General features: G+C 70.9%; 15 protein-coding genes. 5 read left to right on the top strand and 10 right to left on the bottom strand.

Translation table 11 applies throughout. The annotated features are described in order from the left end of the window. Positions 1-36: 36 nt before the first annotated feature. Both rpmA and rplU read right to left on the bottom strand, forming a co-directional pair. A complete protein-coding gene (rpmA, locus tag ISG29_RS01440; protein ID WP_194501578.1) occupies positions 37-291 on the bottom strand; it encodes a 50S ribosomal protein L27 in 255 nt (84 codons plus the stop codon). A 69-nt stretch (positions 292-360) separates the two neighbouring features. Beyond that, positions 361-663: a 50S ribosomal protein L21 gene (gene rplU / locus ISG29_RS01435; protein WP_194502209.1), complete on the bottom strand. Its 303-nt coding sequence runs from the start codon at positions 661-663 to the stop codon at positions 361-363. A 307-nt stretch (positions 664-970) separates the two neighbouring features. Here rplU and ISG29_RS01430 point away from each other — a divergent pair, with 307 nt between their 5' ends. Next, positions 971-1,831 carry a lysozyme gene (locus ISG29_RS01430; RefSeq protein ID WP_207792632.1) on the top strand — a complete coding sequence of 287 codons (861 nt, stop codon included), beginning with the start codon at positions 971-973 and terminating at the stop codon, positions 1,829-1,831. An 11-nt stretch (positions 1,832-1,842) separates the two neighbouring features. Here ISG29_RS01430 and ISG29_RS01425 read toward each other — a convergent pair whose 3' ends face one another. The 3 genes from ISG29_RS01425 to ISG29_RS01415 form a co-directional block, all read right to left on the bottom strand. Further along, the gene (locus ISG29_RS01425; RefSeq protein WP_194501576.1) at positions 1,843-5,091 is read right to left on the bottom strand and encodes a ribonuclease E/G; all 3,249 of its coding nucleotides are present in this window, start codon (positions 5,089-5,091) and stop codon (positions 1,843-1,845) included. A 400-nt stretch (positions 5,092-5,491) separates the two neighbouring features. Further along, a complete protein-coding gene (locus ISG29_RS01420) occupies positions 5,492-6,199 on the bottom strand; it encodes a TIGR03936 family radical SAM-associated protein (RefSeq protein ID WP_194501575.1) in 708 nt (235 codons plus the stop codon). Beyond that, complete coding sequence (locus ISG29_RS01415; protein ID WP_194501574.1) at positions 6,192-7,391, bottom strand: winged helix DNA-binding domain-containing protein; 1,200 nt, start codon at positions 7,389-7,391, stop codon at positions 6,192-6,194. The genes ISG29_RS01420 and ISG29_RS01415 overlap by 8 nt, the downstream gene beginning before the upstream one ends. Before the next feature lie 76 nt (positions 7,392-7,467). Here ISG29_RS01415 and ISG29_RS01410 point away from each other — a divergent pair, with 76 nt between their 5' ends. Genes ISG29_RS01410 through ISG29_RS01400 form a run of 3 tightly spaced genes read left to right on the top strand, consistent with a single transcriptional unit; the run spans position 7,468 to position 10,142 of the window. Beyond that, positions 7,468-8,712, top strand: a complete 1,245-nt coding sequence (locus ISG29_RS01410; RefSeq protein ID WP_194501573.1) for an MFS transporter — start codon at positions 7,468-7,470, stop codon at positions 8,710-8,712. Further along, entirely contained in the window at positions 8,709-9,476 is a 768-nt protein-coding gene (locus ISG29_RS01405; RefSeq protein ID WP_194501572.1) for a hypothetical protein, read from the top strand. The genes ISG29_RS01410 and ISG29_RS01405 overlap by 4 nt, the downstream gene beginning before the upstream one ends. Positions 9,477-9,521: 45 nt before the next feature. Then, the gene (locus ISG29_RS01400; protein ID WP_194501571.1) at positions 9,522-10,142 is read left to right on the top strand and encodes a LysE family translocator; all 621 of its coding nucleotides are present in this window, start codon (positions 9,522-9,524) and stop codon (positions 10,140-10,142) included. 93 nt (positions 10,143-10,235) lie between these two features. Here ISG29_RS01400 and ISG29_RS01395 read toward each other — a convergent pair whose 3' ends face one another. The 3 genes from ISG29_RS01395 to ISG29_RS01385 all read right to left on the bottom strand — a co-directional run bounded on the left by ISG29_RS01395 (position 10,236) and on the right by ISG29_RS01385 (position 14,489). Further along, on the bottom strand, positions 10,236-10,715 hold the full coding sequence (locus ISG29_RS01395; protein WP_194501570.1) for a GNAT family N-acetyltransferase: 480 nt from the start codon (positions 10,713-10,715) through the stop codon (positions 10,236-10,238). Beyond that, on the bottom strand, positions 10,712-12,685 hold the full coding sequence (locus ISG29_RS01390) for a TIGR03960 family B12-binding radical SAM protein (protein ID WP_194501569.1): 1,974 nt from the start codon (positions 12,683-12,685) through the stop codon (positions 10,712-10,714). The genes ISG29_RS01395 and ISG29_RS01390 overlap by 4 nt, the downstream gene beginning before the upstream one ends. Positions 12,686-12,830: 145 nt before the next feature. Next, the gene (locus ISG29_RS01385) at positions 12,831-14,489 is read right to left on the bottom strand and encodes an MDR family MFS transporter (protein ID WP_194501568.1); all 1,659 of its coding nucleotides are present in this window, start codon (positions 14,487-14,489) and stop codon (positions 12,831-12,833) included. 80 nt (positions 14,490-14,569) lie between these two features. On the opposite strand from ISG29_RS01385, the gene ISG29_RS01380 reads away from it, so the two are divergent. Further along, on the top strand, positions 14,570-15,670 hold the full coding sequence (locus ISG29_RS01380) for a calcium:proton antiporter (protein ID WP_194501567.1): 1,101 nt from the start codon (positions 14,570-14,572) through the stop codon (positions 15,668-15,670). On the opposite strand, the gene rodA is transcribed toward ISG29_RS01380, so the two are convergent. Next, the gene (gene rodA, locus ISG29_RS01375) at positions 15,660-16,892 is read right to left on the bottom strand and encodes a rod shape-determining protein RodA (protein ID WP_194501566.1); all 1,233 of its coding nucleotides are present in this window, start codon (positions 16,890-16,892) and stop codon (positions 15,660-15,662) included. The two genes, ISG29_RS01380 and rodA, sit on opposite strands and share 11 nt — an antisense overlap. Beyond that, the gene (gene mrdA / locus ISG29_RS01370) at positions 16,892-19,063 is read right to left on the bottom strand and encodes a penicillin-binding protein 2 (RefSeq protein WP_194501565.1); all 2,172 of its coding nucleotides are present in this window, start codon (positions 19,061-19,063) and stop codon (positions 16,892-16,894) included. Before mrdA ends, rodA begins: the two co-directional genes overlap by 1 nt. Positions 19,064-19,066 lie beyond the last annotated feature (3 nt).

Raw genomic sequence — 19,066 nt, 5'->3', positions numbered from 1 at the left:
CTTCGCCTGAGAAGTACTGGAACGCGAAGCGTCAGGTCACTCCGACGGGACGATGTTGACGACCCGGCGACCACGACGGGTACCGAACTCGACCGCACCGGCCTGGAGAGCGAACAGGGTGTCGTCGCCGCCGCGGCCGACGCCGCTACCGGGGTGGAAGTGGGTGCCGCGCTGGCGCACGATGATCTCGCCGGCGTTGACCAGCTGACCGCCGTAGCGCTTGACACCGAGGCGCTGAGCGTTGGAGTCGCGGCCGTTCTTGGTGGACGCCGCGCCCTTCTTGTGTGCCATGAGGAATCCTTCGAGTTCTGTCGCTGGTTGTCGCTGGTCGAGCCGGATGCGCCCCGCGGGGGCCGAGGCTCAGATCGAGATGTCGGTGACCTTGACCTGGGTGTACTTCTGGCGGTGACCCTGGCGCTTCTTGTAGCCGGTCTTGTTCTTGTACTTCTGGATGATGATCTTGGGGCCCTTGGTGGCGCCGAGAACCTCGACGGTCACTGCGGCCTTGTCCAGGCCGCTGGAGGTGACGCTCTCACCGTCGACGGCCATGAGGACCGGCAGCGTGAGGGTCTCACCGACAGGCGTGGCCACCTTGTCGATCTCGATGACGTCGCCGACGGCGACCTTCTCCTGCTTGGCGCCAGTGCGCACGATCGCGTACACCGCGGTCTCCTCCATGATTGTCACGTCCGTTGCTGCGGCACTCCAGCGCTCACGCGCTCGGTCCCGGGACCCCGGGGCCGGGGTGCCAGCAGAGTGGGCGTGCCGAACACGCCGAGGGTCAATAGTACGCACGGGCCACGCAGCCGCCAAAACTGCAGCGGCCCGCGCGACGGACGCGTGAACTTCTCCTCCACAGAGGTCGACGCCGCCCCGCCCTGGGTCTAGCGTCGTCAGCGGACAGGAACCTCCATCTCGGGAAGGCTCGCCCATGGTTCTCACACGCCCTCGTACCCCTACCCGCCTGCCGATGATCGGCGCTCTCGCAGCCTTGGCGCTCACGGCGACGCTCACCGGTGCCGCGACTGCAGCCCCACCGGGCGAGGGTCCGCACAGCGTGCCGTCCTCGGAGCACATCAACCCCCGCGCCCACCAGGCCGGCGTCACCCGTGGGGGTGGCGGCACGATGGGGTGGCGCTCCGGCGTCGGGCCGGACGACGCCGCTCCGACGTCCGCGCGCAGCACCGCGACGTCCGACGCCACGCCGGACGGCGGTGTCGACGGCCTCGACGTGTCCCACTACCAGGGGAGCGTCGACTGGGCCGGCTACTACGGCCAGGGCAAGCGGTTCGCCTACGTGAAGGCGACCGAGGGCACCTACTACACCAGCGACACCTTCGCCTCGCAGTACAACGGCTCCTACGACACCGGGTTCATCCGGGGCAGTTACCACTTCGCGAACCCCAGCGACTCCAGCGGCGCGAGCCAGGCGGAGTACTTCGTGCAGCACGGCGGCGGCTGGTCAGGCGACGGCAAGACCCTGCCGGGTGCGCTCGACATCGAGTACAACCCGTACTCGGGCGGCACCTGCTACGGCCTCTCGACCGCGGCGATGGTGGCGTGGATCCGGGACTTCACCACCACGTACGAGTCGCTGACGGGCCGCGACGCGGTCATCTACACCACCACGAGCTGGTGGAACCAGTGCACGGGCAGCAGCACCGCGTTCGGCTCCACCAACCCGCTGTGGATCGCCCGCTGGGCCTCCACACCGGGGACCATGCCGGCGGGCTGGAGCTACCGCACGTTCTGGCAGTACACCGACACGCCGGTGGACCAGGACTCCTTCAACGGCTCCTACAGCCGCCTCCAGGCCCTGGCCACCGGCTGACGTCGGCTGGTTCAGATCGAGCCCGGCTCGGTGTCGGCCGTGCCAGGCTCGACCAGTCCGTCGGACGGCGGCTGGCCCACCCCGCCCATCGGCGGCACGTCGCCCGCCTCGGGCAGTTCGGCGGCCGGGGTCGCGGCCCTGCGGCCACGCGTGCGGGTCATCACCTTGGGCGCCGGAGTCGACGGCGCCTGGACGGCCTCCGTCGCGGCGGGGGCCGACACCACCACGGCCGCGGCCTCGCCGGTGCGCACCGTGCCGGTGCGACTCGACGAGCGGCGACGCGAGGTCGACACGACCGAGGTGGTCGGCCTCACCGGCTCCGGTGCGGGTTCCGGTGTGGGTTCCGGCTCGGGCGCAGGTTCGGGCGCCGGCTGACGGGCCGTCTGAGGCGCCGGCTCGGGCTCCACCACACTGGACGGCGACTCGACCGTCGGCGCCTCCAGGACCGAGGCCTCGGCAGCGGGCGCCTCGACCGGGGGCCGATCGGCTGCGGGCTGATCGGCCGGCTTGGCGTCGTCGGCGTCCTTGCGCGCCATCGCCGCGAACTCCTGCGGACTGGGTCGGTGGTGCTCGTCCTTGGCCACGCCGGACTGCTTCTCGGCGTCCTTCTTCGACGGCCTCCCGTTGCCGCCCCCGTTTCCGCCGTTGTTGCTGCCGCCCTCGGAGTCACCGCGCCCCCGGCCGCCGCGCGAGCGGCGTCCGCGCTTGGATTCGTCGTCGCTCTTCTGCTCGACGGGCATGTCGTGCACGACGACGCCGCGGCCCTGACAGTGCTCGCAGTTCTCGCTGAACGCCTCGAGCAGGCCGGTGCCGATGCGCTTGCGGGTCATCTGCACGAGGCCGAGCGAGGTGACCTCGGCGACCTGGTGGCGGGTGCGGTCGCGCCCGAGGCACTCGACCAGACGGCGCAGCACGAGGTCGCGGTTGCTCTCGAGCACCATGTCGATGAAGTCGACGACGATGATCCCGCCGATGTCGCGCAGCCGCAGCTGGCGCACGATCTCCTCGGCCGCCTCGAGGTTGTTCTTGGTGACGGTCTCCTCGAGGTTGCCGCCGGAGCCGGTGAACTTGCCGGTGTTGACGTCGACGACCGTCATGGCCTCGGTGCGGTCGATGACGAGCGAGCCGCCCGAGGGCAGCCACACCTTGCGGTCGGTGCCCTTGGCGATCTGCTCGTCGATGCGGTGGACGCCGAAGACGTCCTTGCCGGCGTTCTTGCCGTCCTCGGCCGGCTCGAAGCGCTGCACGCGCTCGACCAGGTCGGGCGCCACGTGGTCGACGTAGCCCTTGACGGTGTCCCAGGCGTCGTCGCCCTCGATGACCAGGCTGGCGAAGTCCTCGGTGAAGAGGTCGCGCACCACCTTGAGCGTGAGGTCGGGCTCGCCGTACAGCAGCTGCGGCGAGCTGCCCTTGGCCTTCTTCTCGACGTCCTCCCAGCGGGCCTTGAGCCGCTCGACGTCGCGGGTCAGCTCCTCCTCGCTGGCACCTTCCGCGGCCGTGCGCACGATGACGCCGGCAGTGTCGGGCACGATCTCCTTGAGCAGCGCCTTGAGGCGGCTGCGCTCGGTGTCGGGCAGCTTGCGAGAGATCCCGGAGTTGTTGCCGTCGGGCACGTAGACCAGGAACCGGCCGGCCAGGCTGATCTGGCTGGTCAGGCGGGCGCCCTTGTGGCCGATGGGATCCTTGGTCACCTGCACCAGCACCGACTGGCCCGAGGAGAGCACCGACTCGATCTTGCGCGGCGCTCCCTCCTTATGGCCCAGCGCCGACCAGTTGACCTCGCCCGCGTAGAGCACCGCGTTGCGGCCCTTGCCGATGTCGATGAAGGCGGCCTCCATCGACGGCAGCACGTTCTGCACACGGCCGAGGTAGATGTTGCCGATGAGGGAGGTCTGGGACTCCCGCGCCACGTAGTGCTCCACGAGCACCTTGTCCTCGAGCACCGCGATCTGGGTCAGGTCCGCACGCTCGCGGATCACCATCGTGCGCTCGACGGCCTCACGGCGGGCCAGGAACTCGGCCTCCGAGACGATCGGCGCGCGCCGGCGTCCGGCCTCACGCCCCTCGCGACGGCGCTGCTTCTTGGCCTCCAGGCGAGTCGAGCCCGACAAGGCGGTGATCTGGTCCTCGGCCGACTTCGCTGACCGGACCCGGGTCACGGTGTTGGCCGGGTCGTCGGAGTTGTCGCCGCCGTCCTCGCCCGCACGGCGCCGGCGACGCCGACGCCGCGAGGAGCGCGAGCCTCCCTCGGAGTCGCCGTTGCCCTGGTCGCCGGACTGGCTCTCGCCGTTCTGGTCGCCGTTCTGGTCGCCCTTCTGCGACGACTCGTCCTGGCCTCCGGCGTCGTTCTGGGACGACGAGTCGTCGTCGGAGTCCTCGTCGGAGCCGTTGTCGTCGCTCTGGTCCTGACCAGAGCCGCCACCCTTGCGACGGCGACGCCCCCCGCGTCGACGGCGACGACGCGGAGCAGACGACTCCTCCGGGCCCTCCGACCCGGCCGCGTCGGCGTCCTGGGACGCCCGGTTCGGCTCGTCGGACTGCTGGTCGGTCGTGACGTCCTCGGCCCCGGTATCCGCGTCCTGCGCCGGGGCGGCCGCGTCCTCCGCCGGGGTGGCCTTCTTGGCCGTCGACCTCTTCGCAGCCTTCTTCGCGGTCGAGGCTGCCCTGGTCGCCTTCGAGGTGTCCGGAGCCTGGAAGAGCACCGCGGCCGCCGGGGCCTCGCTGGCCGTCTCGACCGGCGGCTGCTCGGCCGTCTCCGGAGCGACGTCGGGCACCGCCACGGGTGTGGCCTCGGGCTCGACCGGCGTCTCCGCGGTGGCCTTCTTCGCGGTGGCCCTCTTGGCGGTGGCCTTCTTCGCGGTGGCCCTCTTGGCGGTGGCCTTCTTCGCCGTGGCCTTCTTCGCCGTGGCCTGCTCGGTGGCCTGCTCGGTGGTCTGCTCGGTGGTCTGCTCGGTGGTCTGCTCGGTGGCCTGCTCGGTGGTCTGCTCGGTGGCCTGCTCGGTGGCCTGCTCGGTGGTCTGCTCGGTGGTCTGCTCGGTGGCACTCTTCTTCGCCGGCGCCTTCTTCGCCGCCGTCTTCTTCGCCGCCGTCTTCTTCGCCGCCGTCTTCTTCGCAGCGGTCTTCTTCGCCGGCGCCTTCTTGGCCGCCGCCTTCTTCGCAGCGCTCTGCTCGGCCGGCGCGGTCTCGGGGTCTGCCGTCGCAGTCGCGTCGGCGACGGGAACCTCGGGGAGCGTGGGCTGCTGGTCGTCCTGGTCGGGCATGTAATGCTCCTGGCCCGGGCGGCACCATGCGGATACTCCGGGCTTGTCGTCCGCGACACTCGAACCGAGGCCGCGCCAAGTCTGTGGGTGGATGGCGGCGATGTCCTCCGCCGCTGCGTCACCTCGGCCACCTGCGTCACCTACCGCGGTCGCTTGGCTCGGGCGGCTCACTCTCACTGAGCCGCAGGCTCTCTGTCACAGAGCCCGCTCGACTTCCTCTCACGAAGCCGGTAGCCGCGTCGCGGTCTGGTGACGAGCTGTCCTCGGCGTGCCGACCCATGCGAGCCGGCGAGAACCTCGTCGGGTGCCTGCCCCCGGACGAGCCGCGGGCCGGCACCGTGGCGAGTATCGCACACCTCTTCCGACAGCGGTCCGATCACGCTCAGCGCGTCTGCGAACCTCACCGCAACGGGTCGGTCAGCTCCTGGGAGATTCCGTCGAGCGAACCTTGGGCGAGCCGTGTCAGCAAGGGCGCGGGGCCGGCATCGAGATCGGACACCTCGGCGAGTCCGCGGAGCACGTCGTCGGGGCGCACGGCGGGGGTGCCGTGGCGCAGGAGCAGGTCGAGCGCCGCTCCCCGCTCACTCGCGTCGACGCAGAGCGTCAGGACGGCGGCACGGCAGTCGAACTCTCGCAGGCCCTTCTTGGTCATCCGCTCCACCAGCACCTGCTCCTCGGCGAGGAAGCGCTCGACGGCGGCCGCGGCGGCGTCTCGGCTCACGGCGAGGTCGAGGCGCCACCGGCTCACCTCGAGCCGATCGGCCAGCGAGCCGCCGGGCGATTCGACGACCTCGATCACGTCGAGGCCGGGGGGCAGGGCCTCGTCGAGAAGCGCGTGGATGGCGGTCGGCTCGCACACCTGCGCCAGCGCGATCTCGAGGTACTCGGCTTCGCTCGCCGACCCGGTGGGCGCCGCCCCCGCATAGGAGATGCGCGGGTGCGGGTTGAAGCCCGAGGAGTAGGCCATCGGCACCCGGGCCCGGAACAGCGCCCGCTCGAACGCGCGCGAGAAGTCGCGGTGGCTGGTGAACCGGAGTCGGCCGCGCTTGGCGTAGCGCACGCGCAGCCGCTGCACGGGTGGGGCTTGCTGCTCGGGCTGCTCAGGCACGCACGGCAGGGTACGGGAGGTCACCGGGGGCGTCCCTCATCGCCGACGAGGGGTAGACGGTGCCCACCCGCTCCCCGGCGAGCCAGCGCTCCAGACGAGCCGCCTCGACCGAGAGGGCAGCACGGGCCGCCGCACCGACATCGTCGAGCAGTCGCACCTCGACCGCGCCGTCGTCGCTCTGCACCCAGCAGCCGACGACCCGGCCGCACCACCAGGCGGTGGTGCCCGCGTTGCCGTTGCGATCGAAGAGGCGAGCGGCGTGCTCGCTGAGGTAGAAGCCGCGCTCCTTCCAGCCCATGACCGTGGGGTCGAGCACGGGCAGCAGGGCCGCCCACGGTTCCCCAGCCGGCTCGGGATCGGCCACGATCGGGTCGCCGGGCAGCACATACCCGGCCTCGCCGCCGTCGAGACGCACCTGCACGGCGCCGACCTGCGCCAGGGCCGCCCGTACGGCGCCCTTGGTGGCCCCCAGCCACCACACCAGGTCGGTCTCGGTGCCCGGGCCGAACGTGGCCAACCAGCGACGCACCAGCTCGGCGTAGCCCTCGGCAGCGCCGGGTCGTGCGGGCGCCTCGCCCAACCAGGAGGACATCGTGGTCCAGCGGGGGCGGAACACCCGCCAGTGCTGCGTGTTCGCACCGCGTACCACCGTGCCCTCGGCGCCCAGCACCGTGAGCACCCGGCCGGGCTGGACCTGCGACGACGGCAGAGTGACGCGTACGTCGATCAACGGTACGGCGGCGCGCAGCTCGACCATGGTGAGGCCCTCGGGCGCGGCGTTGAGAGCCTCGAGGACGCCGCGCTCGGCCGCCGCGAGCCAGGCGAGGCCGTCGTCGGCCACGCCGGCGCGCTCGACGTCTTTGGCGAGCCGAGCCCGCTCGGCGGAGCCGGTGCGGGCGGCGGCGCTGGCCCACGTGGCGGGCAGCAGGTCGCGCGGGAACACGAACATGGTGCGGCGCATCGCCAGCTGGCGCACCAGGGAGCGCTCTGTCTCCAGCGCGGTGTCGAGATCCTCGCGGAGGAAGTCGTCGACCCGTGCGTGCACCGAGAGGTGCACGGTGGCCGGCTCGGTGGCGTGCAGGACCGTCATCGCGCGGGTCGCGGCCACGGCATCGGCGACCCGGTGGACCGGTGCGACCGCGTGCCGCCGGGCCAGGCGCGCGCGGCGTTCGTCGTCGGTCACCGAGCGCATGAGGTCAACCTGCCACAACCCGCCGACGGCTTCGACGATTCGGGGCCTCTCGACGACCGGTGCCACCATCACCCGCGTGAGGCGCTCGGGCTGGTGGTTCCTGATCGGTCTGGTGCTGACCGCTGTCAACCTGCGCCCCGGCGTGGTGAGCATCGGGCCGGTGCTCGACGAGGTGCAGCGCGGCGTCGGCCTCTCGGGGCCGGAGGCGGGACTCCTGACCTCGCTGCCGGTGCTGTGCTTCGCGTGCGTGGGTGCCGCAGCGTCGTGGGTGGCCGCCCGACTCGGACTCCACCGAGCGATGCTGCTCGCCCTGGTCGCCGTCACGGCCGGGCTGGCGGGCCGCGCCCTGGTCGGCTCCGCCCCCTCGTTCCTGCTGCTCAGCGGGCTCGCGCTCGCAGGCACCGCATTGGCCAACGTGCTGCTGCCGTCACTGGTGAAGCGGCACGCCCCCGACCGCGTGGGCGCCATGACCGCGCTCTACTCGACACTGCTCGCCGTCGGACTCACGCTCGCCCTCGTGTCCACGGTGCCGCTGGGGGCGGCCCTCTCCCCCGGGGACGAGGGGTGGCGCTGGGGCCTCGGCTTCTGGGCCGCACCCGCCCTGATGGGAGTCGCCGCCTGGGGCGTGCTCGCCCGTCACGACCGGCCCGCCGTCCGCGCCCGGGGCTCGCTGCCTCTCGGCGACGTGGCGCGCACGCCCCTTGCGCTGGGCCTCGCCGGGTTCTTCGGTCTCCAGTCGGTGCAGGCCTACGTCATCTTCGGCTGGTTCGCGACGCTGTGGCGCGACAGCGGCTTCTCCGCGGCGACGGCCGGGGTGCTGGTCGGCGTGGTCACCGGCACCAGCATCCCGCTCTCGGCCTGGCTACCGGGCGTCCTGGCGCGTAGTCGTCGTCCAGGACTGGTGCTCGGCGCCGTGTGTCTGTGCTTCCCGTTCGCCTTCACGGGTCTGCTGGTGGCGCCGGCATCGCTGGCCGTGCTGTGGGCCGTGCTGGCCGGCATCGGCACCACGAGCTTCCCGCTCGTGCTCACCCTCATCGGCCTGCGCGCCGACACGGCCGAGGGCACGGCCTCCCTCTCGGCGTTCGTGCAGTCGACGGGCTACCTCATAGCGGCAGCCGGCCCGTTCGTCGTGGGCGTGCTGCACGGCGCCTCCGACGGGTGGAGCCTGCCGCTCGTGTTCCTCCTGGCTCTGTGCGTGCCCCTGCTCGTGCTCGTGCCGTACGTCGTGCGGCCGGCGACGATCGAGGAGCAGGTCGCCACACGGTGTGCGACCGCGGGTGACGCAACCGAAGACGCAGCCAGTGACACAGTGGGCCCATGAGCAGCCCGTTGCCTTCGTACCCGGCGCAGCCGGCTCCGCGAGCTCCGGGCGAGGATTGGCGCGGGGCACCGCCGCCCGGGCGAGGCGCGGCTCGTGGTCTGGCCGTCGCGGCGCTGGTGCTCGCGGTACTCGGTTTCCTGGTGCTGACCTGGGTCGGCGCCGTGGTCCTGGCCCTGATCGTGCTCGCCGGCAGTTCCGCCAGGGATCGCCGCGGCGTCGGCCTGGCCTGGACGGCGCTCGGCGTCTGCCTGGTCTGGGTCGTCGGCGTGACCGCCTGGCTCGCCATCGCCCCACCCGCGGCGTTCCTCGACGCCCTGAGCACCACCGGCGCCGGCCCCGGTCGCGGATCCGACGGCCAGATCGAGGCGGAGGGCCGGCTCTCCACCCTCGACCTGCGCGAGCACGACTGCTTCGACAGCGCCGAACTCGCCGCCGAATCACCGCAGATCGTGCAGGTCGACGCCAAGCCCTGCTCCGACCTGCACCAGTTCGAGGTGGCAGCGGTGGTGCGGATCGGCACGAAGGACTTCCCCGGCACCAACCGGGTGCAGCGGATGGCGACACGCAAGTGCGTACCGCACTTGCGGCGTCTCGACAGCTCGCGCAGCCTGACCCTGGACATGCTCTGGACCATCGCCCCCACGGCCGACTCCTGGACCCGGTTCGAGGACCGCACCGCCCTCTGCGTCGTGGGCGACCCCGCACACCCGAGCACCGGCTCGGTGCGCGACGGCGACTCCAGCGGACCGACCACCGGCGTGTGACCGGCGTGTACGTCGTGACCCGGCACCGGCAGTAACCTCGCGCCCGTGGAGACCTACCTCTCGTTCGTGGCGTTCTGCACGCTGCTCGCGGTGGCGCCCGGCCCGGACACGTTCTTGGTGCTGCGCGCCTCGGTCGTCGGTGGGCACCGGCGCGGGCTGGCCACGACCTTCGGGGTCTCGGTCGCCGGTGCCGTGCAGGGCACGCTCGCCGCGACGGGTCTGGGAGCGCTGCTGGCGTCGTCCGAGCACGTGTTCGCGGTGGTGCGCTGGATCGGCGTGGCGTACCTGGCGTGGCTCGGTGTCTCGGCGCTCCTCGGTGCGTGGCGCGGCGGCGAGGGGTGGACGCTCGGCACACCCGGCGCACGCGTCGGCGCCGTGCGGGCCTTCCGGCAGGGTTTCGTCTGCAACATCACCAACCCGAAGGTGCTGGCGTTCAACCTCGCGGTGCTGCCACAGTTCGTCGGCTCCGACGCCGGGGTGCCCACGCTGCTCGCCTACGCGCTGACCCTCACCGCCATCGGCGCGGTGGTGCAGCTGGCGATCGTGTGGCTGGCCCGGCGTGCGGCGGCGGTGTTCGACCGGTCCGGCTTCCGCCGAGGGGTCGACGGCGTGACCGGCGTGGTGATGCTCGGCTTCGCCGGCGCCTTGGCGCTCGACGTCTCGTAACCGAACGTAGCCAACGAGTCTTTCTCTCCACCCACCTGGGCCACCGCGCCGTACGACGTCTCTTCACTACGTCCGTCTAGAAGAGGCGTGCCGTCAGGCCAACTCCTCGGTCTTGCCCCCGGGACGCACGAGCAGACCGTCGGCTGGGCCGAACCCGGCGCGGGTGTAGAGCGAGCGCGACCGGGAGCTCGGGCTGAGCACGACCCGTACGAAGCCCTCGGCGTCGCACTCCGCCAGCGCTTGGGTGAGCATCAGCGCTCCCAGTCCGCCGTTGCGATGGTCTGAGAGCACGTAGAAGTTCGCCAGGTAGCCCCACCGGCTGGTCGGTGCTCCCGGCTTGGGCATCCGGGTGAACACCAGCACGTTGAGCATGCCGACCACCTCGCCCGCATGCTCGACGACCCAGGTCAGCCGCTGGTGCCGCTCCGCCTCGAGCCAGGCGGCGAACCGCTCGGGGAAGGTGGGGTCGTCGACCGGCTGGTGTCGGATCTCCTCCACCCAGGTTCGCCGCAGGGCGGCCAGTGCGGCGTCGTCCCCGGGCCCGGCACGACGGACGGCCTGGCTGCCGCTCACACCACGCTGAGCGGCAGCAGCTTCTGCCCGGTGGGGCCGACCTGGATCTCGGTGCCCATCTCGGGGCACACGCCGCAGTCGTAGCACGGCGTCCAACGGCAGTCCTCGATCTCGATGTCGGCCGAGCCGTCGGCGACCGCGAGGGCGTCCTCCCAGTCACCCCACAGCCAGTCCTTGTCGAGGCCGGAGTCGAGGTGGTCCCAGGGCAGTACCTCGTCGTAGTCGCGCTCGCGGGTGGTGAACCACTCCAGATCGACGTCGGTGCCGGCGAGCGCCTGCTCGGCGGCGGCGACCCAGCGCTCGAAGCTGAAGTGCTCGCTCCAGCCGTCGAAGCGGCCGCCGTCGCGCCAGACCTGCTCGATGACGCGCCCGACGCGGCGGTCGCCGCGGGAGAGGAGTCCCTCGATCATGCCGGGCTGGCCGTCGTGGTACCGGAAACCGATGGCACGCCCGTACTTCTTGTCCGAGCGGACGGCGTCGCGCAGCTTGGCGAGTCGGGCGTCGGTGGTCTCGGGGTCGAGCTGGGCGGCCCACTGGAACGGCGTGTGCGGCTTGGGCACGAACCCGCCGATCGAGACGGTGCAGCGCACGTCGTTGCGCCCCGACACCTCGCGGCCCTTGGCGATGACCTTCTTGGCGAGGTCGGCGATCTGCAGCACGTCGTCGTCGGTCTCGGTGGGCAGACCGCACATGAAGTAGAGCTTCACCTGGCGCCAGCCGTGGCTGTAGGCGGCGGCCACGGTGCGGATGAGGTCCTCCTCGGTCACCATCTTGTTGATGACCTTGCGCATCCGCTCGCTGCCGCCCTCGGGGGCGAAGGTGAGCCCGGAGCGGCGTCCGTTGCGGGAGAACTCGTTGGCCAGGGTGATGTTGAAGGCGTCGACGCGGGTCGAGGGCAGCGAGAGCGACACGTTGGAGCCCTCGTAGCGGTCGGCCAGGCCGGTGGCGATGTCGCCGATCTCGGTGTGGTCGGCGCTGGAGAGCGAGAGCAGGCCGACCTCCTCGAAGCCGGACCTGCGGATGCCGTTCTCGACCATGTCGCCGATGGTGTTGATCGAGCGCTCGCGCACGGGGCGGGTGATCATGCCGGCCTGGCAGAACCGGCAGCCGCGGGTGCAGCCGCGGAAGATCTCGACGCTGAACCGCTCGTGCACGGTCTCGGCCAGCGGCACCAGCGGCTTGGCCGGGTAGGGCCAGGCGTCGAGGTCCATCAGCGTGTGCTTGCGCACCGAGAACGGGATGCCGGGGCGATTCGGCACCACGGCCTCGATCTGGCCGTCGTGGGCGTAGGTCACGTCGTAGAAGCGCGGCACGTAGACGTTGCCGGTCACCGCGAGGCGACGCAGCAGCTCGTCGCGGCCGCCGGGGCGGTCCTCGGCCTTCCACTCGCGCACGACCTCGGAGATGGCGAGCACGACCTCCTCGCCGTCGCCGAGCACGGCGGCGTCGATGAAGTCGGAGATCGGCTCGGGATTGAACGCCGCGTGCCCGCCTGCGAGCACGACGGGATGCGACTCGTCGCGGTCGACCGCGTGCAGCGGGAAGCCGGCGAGGTCGATCGCGTTGATCATGTTCGTGTAGCCGAGCTCGGTGGAGAAGCTGAGCCCGAACACGTCGAAGTCACCGACCGGTCGGTGCGCGTCGACGGTGAACTGCGGGATGCCGTGGGTGCGCAGCACCTGCTCCATGTCGGGCCACACGGCGTAGGTGCGCTCGGCGACGATCCAGTCGCGCTCGTTGAGCACCTCGTAGAGGATCTGCACGCCCTGGTTGGGCAGGCCGACCTCGTAGGCGTCGGGGTACATCAGCGCCCAGCGCACCGTGGGGCCCTCGGGAGCCGCGCGCCACTCCTTGACCGTCGAGTTCAGCTCGCCGCCGACGTACTGGATCGGCTTGGAGACGGACGGCAGGTGCGGCTCGAGCCGCTCGAAGACGGACTCGCCGCGAGCACGGACGGCGGACGCAGGCATGCGGGGTACCTCACGGTGATGGGGGCAGGCAGGTCAGCGGCCCAGCCTACGTGGCGCGTTCCCTCCTCCCCGAACCCTCGGCGGAGAAAACTCGTGGCAGGTCAGTCGAAAACTGGCGACGGGTCAGCGGAAAACTGGCGACGGGTCAGGGTCGTTCGGAGGCGGGCTGGGTGGCGGCAGTTCCGGCCGCGGCGGCGCGTTCGGCCATGGCCGAGGTGGAGCGCAGTTCCACGGCTGGGAGGAGCAGCAGGATGAGGAATCCGAGCAGCGCGACGAGCGAGGCGGTCAGGAACACGACGTCCATCGACTCGGCGAAGCCCGCCTTGAAGGGGTGCGCGACGACATCGGGCAGCGTCGTGAGCACCGAGGAGTCGTCTTGGACCTTGGCGCCGAGCCCGGCCAGGGCCGAGGGGTCGGTGCCGACCGAGCGCTGCACCGCCTGCTGGAAGGCGGGATCCTGACTGGACTGCTGCACCTCGGTGGAGATGTTGCCGCCGACCGTGGAGAACAGGATCGAGAGGAAGATCGCCACGCCCAGGGTGCCGCCGGTCTGGCGGAAGAAGGTGGCGGAACTGGTGGCCACACCGATCTCGGTGGGCGCGACCGCACTCTGCACCACGAGCATGAGCGGCTGCATGCAGTTGCCGAGCCCGATGCCCAACACGAACATGCCGAGACCGACCAGCCAGAGCGCGGAGTCGGCCGACGAGAACGAGAGCGCGAAGAGCGAGACGGCCACGATGGCCGTGCCGACGATCGGGAACGTGCGCACGTGGCCGGTCCTGGAGATCATGCGCCCCGAGACGATCGAGGTGAGCATCATGCCGGTGACCATCGGCAACATGAGGAAGCCGGACTCGGTGGGCGTCGCCCCGTGCACGATCTGCATGTAGAGCGGCAGGATCATGATGCCGCCGAACATCGCCATGCCCACGATCACGCTGGCCGCGATCGTGACGGAGACGGCCCTGCTGCGGAAGATGCGCAGCGGGATCAAAGCGGCCTCGCCCATCACCCTCTCGGCGAACACGAACGCCACGATGCCGACCGCGCCGATCACGTAGCAGGCCAGTGAGCGCCCGGAGAGCCAGCCCCAATCGCGACCCTGCTCGGCCACCAGCAGCAACGGCACCAGGCCGACGGTGAGGGTCAGCGCGCCCCACCAGTCCACGCGCAGGTTGCGGCGCTCTGAGGAGACGTGCAGGGTCTTGAACACCACAGCCAGGGCGGCTATGCCGATGGGCACGTTCACCAGGAACACCCAGCGCCACCCCGACATGAACAGCAGCGTGTCGCGGCCGGCCAGGAAGCCACCGATGACCGGCCCCACCACCGAGGAGGTGCCGAAGACCGCCATGAAGTAGCCGGTGTACTTGGCCCGCTCGCGCGGACTGACGATGTCGCCGATGATCGCGAGCACCAGCGACATGACGCCACCGGCGCCCAGGCCCTGCACGGCTCGGAAGGCTGCGAGCTGGTACATCGAGCCGGCGAACGAGCACAGCGCCGAGCCCACGATGAACAACGAGATCGCGAACATGAAGAGCTTCTTGCGACCGTAGTTGTCACCCAGCTTGCCGTAGATCGGCGTCGTGATCGTCGAGGTGATCAGGTAGGCCGTCGTCACCCACGCCTGGATCGAGAGCCCTTGCAGGTCGTCGGCGATGGTGCGGATCGAGGTGCTGACGATCGTCTGGTCGAGCGCAGCCAGGAACATGCCGAGCATCAGGCCCGACAAGATCGTGAGGATCTGGCGGTGGGTGTACTCGCCAGACGTCGCTGGCGCGGGGTTCGCGGTTGTCATCAGCAACGATGCTAGGCGCTGGCGCCGCCAAGGGCAGTCCCCTGCCGGGTCATGATGCTCACCCCCCTACTCTGCGCACCATGGCGAGTGCACCCTCCGGAGTCGACCTCCTCAAGCATCCGACCACGCTCGTCCCCCTCGCTTCGCTGGTTCTCCTGATCGCCACCTGGGCACACCACGAGCATCCGATCGTGCTCGTGCTGATCGCGCTCGGCGTGGGCGGCTCGGTGCTGGCGGCCGTGCACCACGCGGAGGTGGTGGCTCACAAGGTCGGCGAGCCCTTCGGCTCGCTGGTGCTCGCGGTCGCGGTGACCGCCATCGAGGTCGGCCTCATCGTGATGCTCATGGCCGGAGGCGGCGACGGCGCCTCGACCTACGCCCGCGACACGGTGTTCGCGGCCCTGATGATCACCCTCAACGGCATCGCGGGCCTCTCCCTGCTCATCGGCGCCTGGCGACACCACCTGGTGAGCTTCAACGCCGCCGGCACCGGCTCCGCCCTCTCCACCGTCGTCGCCCTGGCCTCGGTGTGCCTGGTGCTGCCGGGCTTCACGGTGTCGGCCGCAGGCCTGGAGTACTCGGGCTCCCAGCTCGCCTTCGCCGCGATCGCCTCGCTCGTGCTCTACGGATCGTTCCTCTTCACCCAGACCGTGCAGCACCGCGACTTCTTCGTGCCCGTCGGGCCGGGGGCGGACGACGAGAGCGTGCACGCGCCCGCGCCGTCCACGTCGGCGGCCTGGACGAGCCTGGGCCTGCTGGTCGTCTCACTCGTGGCCGTGGTCGGGCTGGCCAAGCTGCTCTCCCCCACCATCGAGAGCGGCGTCGACGCCTTGGGGTTCCCCTACGCCGTCGTGGGTGTCGTGATCGCGCTGCTGGTGTTGGCCCCGGAGTCGATCGCCGCGGTGCGCAACGCGCGGGGCGACCGGGTGCAGATCTCACTCAACCTGGCCTACGGCTCGGCGATGGCCTCCATCGGCCTCACCATCCCGACCATCGCCCTGGCCACGGTCTGGCTCGACGGCCCGTTGGTGCTGGGCCTGGAGCCGATGCAGATCACGCTGCTGGTCATCACCGTGGTCGTCTCCACGCTGACGGTCGTGCAGGGTCGCGCTAAGGCGCTCCAGGGCCTGGTGCACCTGGTGCTGCTGGCCACGTTCGTGTTCTTCTCCGTCAGCCCCTGACGCGCGCCGCCGGCGCGCGGTAGCGGTTCGGCACGGCCGCCGTCGCTCGGAGGTGGATGTTCTGGAGCAGCCCGACCGCTAGCAGCCCGGCGAACATCGAGGAGCCTCCGTAGGAGACGAACGGCAGTGGCACGCCGGTGACCGGCATGATGCCCAGACACATGCCGATGTTCTGGAAGGCCTGGAAGCCGAACCAGCAGGCGATGCCGGCGGCCGCGACACGACCGAAGACGTCGTCGGTGTGCGTGGCGATGTGCAAGGCGCGCCACAGCACCACCCCGAGCAAGGCGATGAGGAGTCCGGCCCCCACCAGACCCAGTTCCTCACCGGCCACGGTGAAGACGAAGTCGGTGTGCTGTTCGGGCACGAAGCCGGAGTTGGTCTGGGAACCGTGGAAGAGCCCCTCGCCGAAGAGGCCCCCGTTACCGACCGCGATACGCGCCTGCTCGACGTTGTAGCCGGCGCCGCGTGGGTCGAGGTCGGGATTCGTGAACGCCATGAACCGGTCGATCTGGTAGGGCTTGAGCACCCCGCCGACGACGGCGACGACGGCCGCGGTGATGCCGCCGAGGCCGAGCAGCGCGAGCCAGCGGCGCGGCGCTCCTGAGACGGCCAGCACGCCCAGCACGGTGGCGGTGAGCACCAACATGGTGCCGAGGTCGGGCTGGAGCAGGATCAGCAGCGCCGGCACGCCCGCGATCGCGAGCATGAGGACGACGTCGACCAGACCCACCCGTGCGCGCCAGCGCCCCGCGGCCCGCTGCGCGAGCACGAGCGCCATCCCGATGACCACCGCCAGCTTGGCGAACTCGGCCGGCTGGATCGACAGACCGCCCAGCATCAGCCACGAACGCGAGCCGTTGATGGTCGAGCCCGCCACCAGCACCAGGACCAAGCCGACGATCGAGGCGAGGTAGGCCACCGGGGCCGCGATCCGCACCCAGCGGTGATCGGCCACGAGCACGCCCAGCATGAGCACGCCGCCGATGGCGATGTTGGTCAACTGCTTGCCCAGGTAGGCGCGCGGGTCACCCCCGGTGAGGTCGGCGCGACCCGCCGTGGCCGACCACACCAGCAGCGTGCCGAGCACGAGCAGACCGAGCACGGCGCCCATCAGCCACCAGTCGAGGGCGGCCCAGCGCAGCTGCGGGCGCGTTCCCAGCGCCGATGTCGGGCGCACGCCTGCGGTGCGTGCGCGCGTCTCGGGTGCGAGCACGGCCATCAGTTGTCGCCCTTCCGGGTGCTCTGGTCACGCGGCTCGGTGGACGGCGGCAGGATCGTCCCGTCGGCGGCGAAGGTGGGCAGCCGTTCCGGCTCGAGCGTTCCGGGGATCGCCGAGCGCTTCGGGTCGACGCTCTCGCCGTCGATGCCGTAGAGCGACTCCCAGATCTTGCGGACGGCGGGGCCCGACGTCCCCGAGCCGGTACCGCCCTGGCTGACCATCATCACCACGACGTAGTCCTTGGAGTACGAGGCGACCCACGAGGTCGACTGCTTGCCGTAGACCTCCGCCGAGCCGGTCTTCGAGCGGATCGCCACCTGGTCGAGCGGGAAGCCGATCATGCGCCAGGACATCGTGCCCTCGCGGGTCACGCCCTGCAGGGCGTTGTCGATGTAGGCGAGGGTGTCGGCGGGCAGGTCGACCGAGCCCACCTTCTTGGGTGGGATCCGCTCGATGACCTTGCCGTCGGAGCCGACGATAGCCTTGCCGACACGCGGGGCATACAGGGTGCCGCCGTTGGACAATGCGGCGTACGCGCGCGCCAACTGGAGCGGGGTGACGAGGGTGTCGCCCTGGCCGATGGCGAAGTTGGCGGCGTCACCGGCGCGATAGGCGTAGCCGTCGACGCAGAACTCCCGGGCGAACTGGTAGACGAAGTCGGAGGTGTCGTCGGTCTGCGGCTTGTGGGCGATGCCGCAGTAGTAGCTCTTCATCGACTTGTAGTAGGCCAGCTTCCACTTGCGGTCGGCGATGCGGCCCGAGGCCTCGCCCGGCAGGTCGATGCCGGTGCGCTGGCCGAACCCGAAGGTCTTGGCCTCGTCGACCAGTGGATCCTCGGCGTTCACGTCGTCGGCGTTGCCACCGGACTGCTGCCAGAAGTGGTAGCCCACCCGGTAGAAGAAGGTGTTGCACGAGACCTCGAGGGCACGGGCGAACGTGATCATGCCGAACGCCTCGGACTCATAGTTCTTGAAGTCCCGGTTGCCCACGCGAAACGAGTTCGAGCAGTTCAGCAGGGTGTTCTCCGAGAACCCGTGGGTCAGCGCCCCCGCGGTCATGAACGGCTTCCAGGTCGAGCCGGGCGCGAACTGCCCCTGGGTGGCGCGGGCCAGCAGCGGCGTCCCCGCGGCCTCGGAGTAGAGGCGGGCGAGCTGGCTGTCGGTGATGCCGCCGACCCACACCGAGGGGTCGTAGGTGGGCTGGCTGGCCATCGCGACGACGCGGCCGGTCTTCGCCTCGAGCACCACCGCGGCGCCGGAGTCGGCCACGTAGTTCTTGTGCGTGACGGGGTCGTACGTGGCGCGGGCGGTCTTGATGGTCTCGGCCAGCTGCTTCTCGACCACCGACTGCACCTTGGCGTCGATGGAGGTGACCAGGGTGTCTCCCGGGCGGGCGGCGATCTCACCGGAGTCACCGAGCACGCGGCCCATCGAGTCGACGGTGACCGAGCGGGATCCGGGCACACCGCGCAGCCAGGAGTCGTACTCCTTCTCGACACCGGCGCGGCCCACGACGCTGGCTCCGTTGACCGAGTCGTCGCCGTCCTTCTCCGCCGCGGTCAGCTCGTCGCCGGTGATGGGGCTGAGGTAGCCGAGCACGTGGGCCAGGTTGACGCCGTACGGCTGCGGATAGGCGCGCACGCTCTGCTGCTCGGCGAGCACCGAGGGGTACTGCTCGGGCTGCTCGAGCACCTTGAGCGCGACCCCGCGGGCGACGTCGGAGGCCACCGGAACGGGCTGGAACGGCGAGCCGTTCCAGCAGGTGCCCGTGACCGCGCCGGACTCGCCGCACGTGATGAGCTTCTTCTCGATCGCTGCGCGCGTGGAGTGGGTGAGTGCCGCGACGCGGTCGAGCACCTCGCGGCGGTCGCGACCGCCCAGCTTGCCCAGCAGGGTGCGGTCGACCGAGATCACCCACGCCAGCCGATTCGCGACCAGCGGCCTTCCCTGGTCGTCGACGACGAGGCCGCGCTGCGGCTGCTCCACGATGTCGCGCACCGACTGCGAGGCCGCCTGGGCGTGGTAGGCCTCCCCGGAGACGACCTGGAGGTAGTACAGCCGCACCAGCAGCGTGGCGAACAGGCTGAAGACGAGCGCCTGGATGACGACGATGCGCAGCCGCGAGGTGCGACTGGCGGCCGCCTCGGAGTCGCGCGCGAGCGGGTTGCCCATGTG

The organism is Nocardioides acrostichi (genome assembly GCF_015319165.1).
Taxonomy (GTDB): Bacteria; Actinomycetota; Actinomycetes; order Propionibacteriales; family Nocardioidaceae; genus Nocardioides; species Nocardioides acrostichi.
The sequence above is the reverse complement of the archived record's forward strand: the minus strand, read 5'-3'. Positions and strand labels throughout refer to the sequence as shown.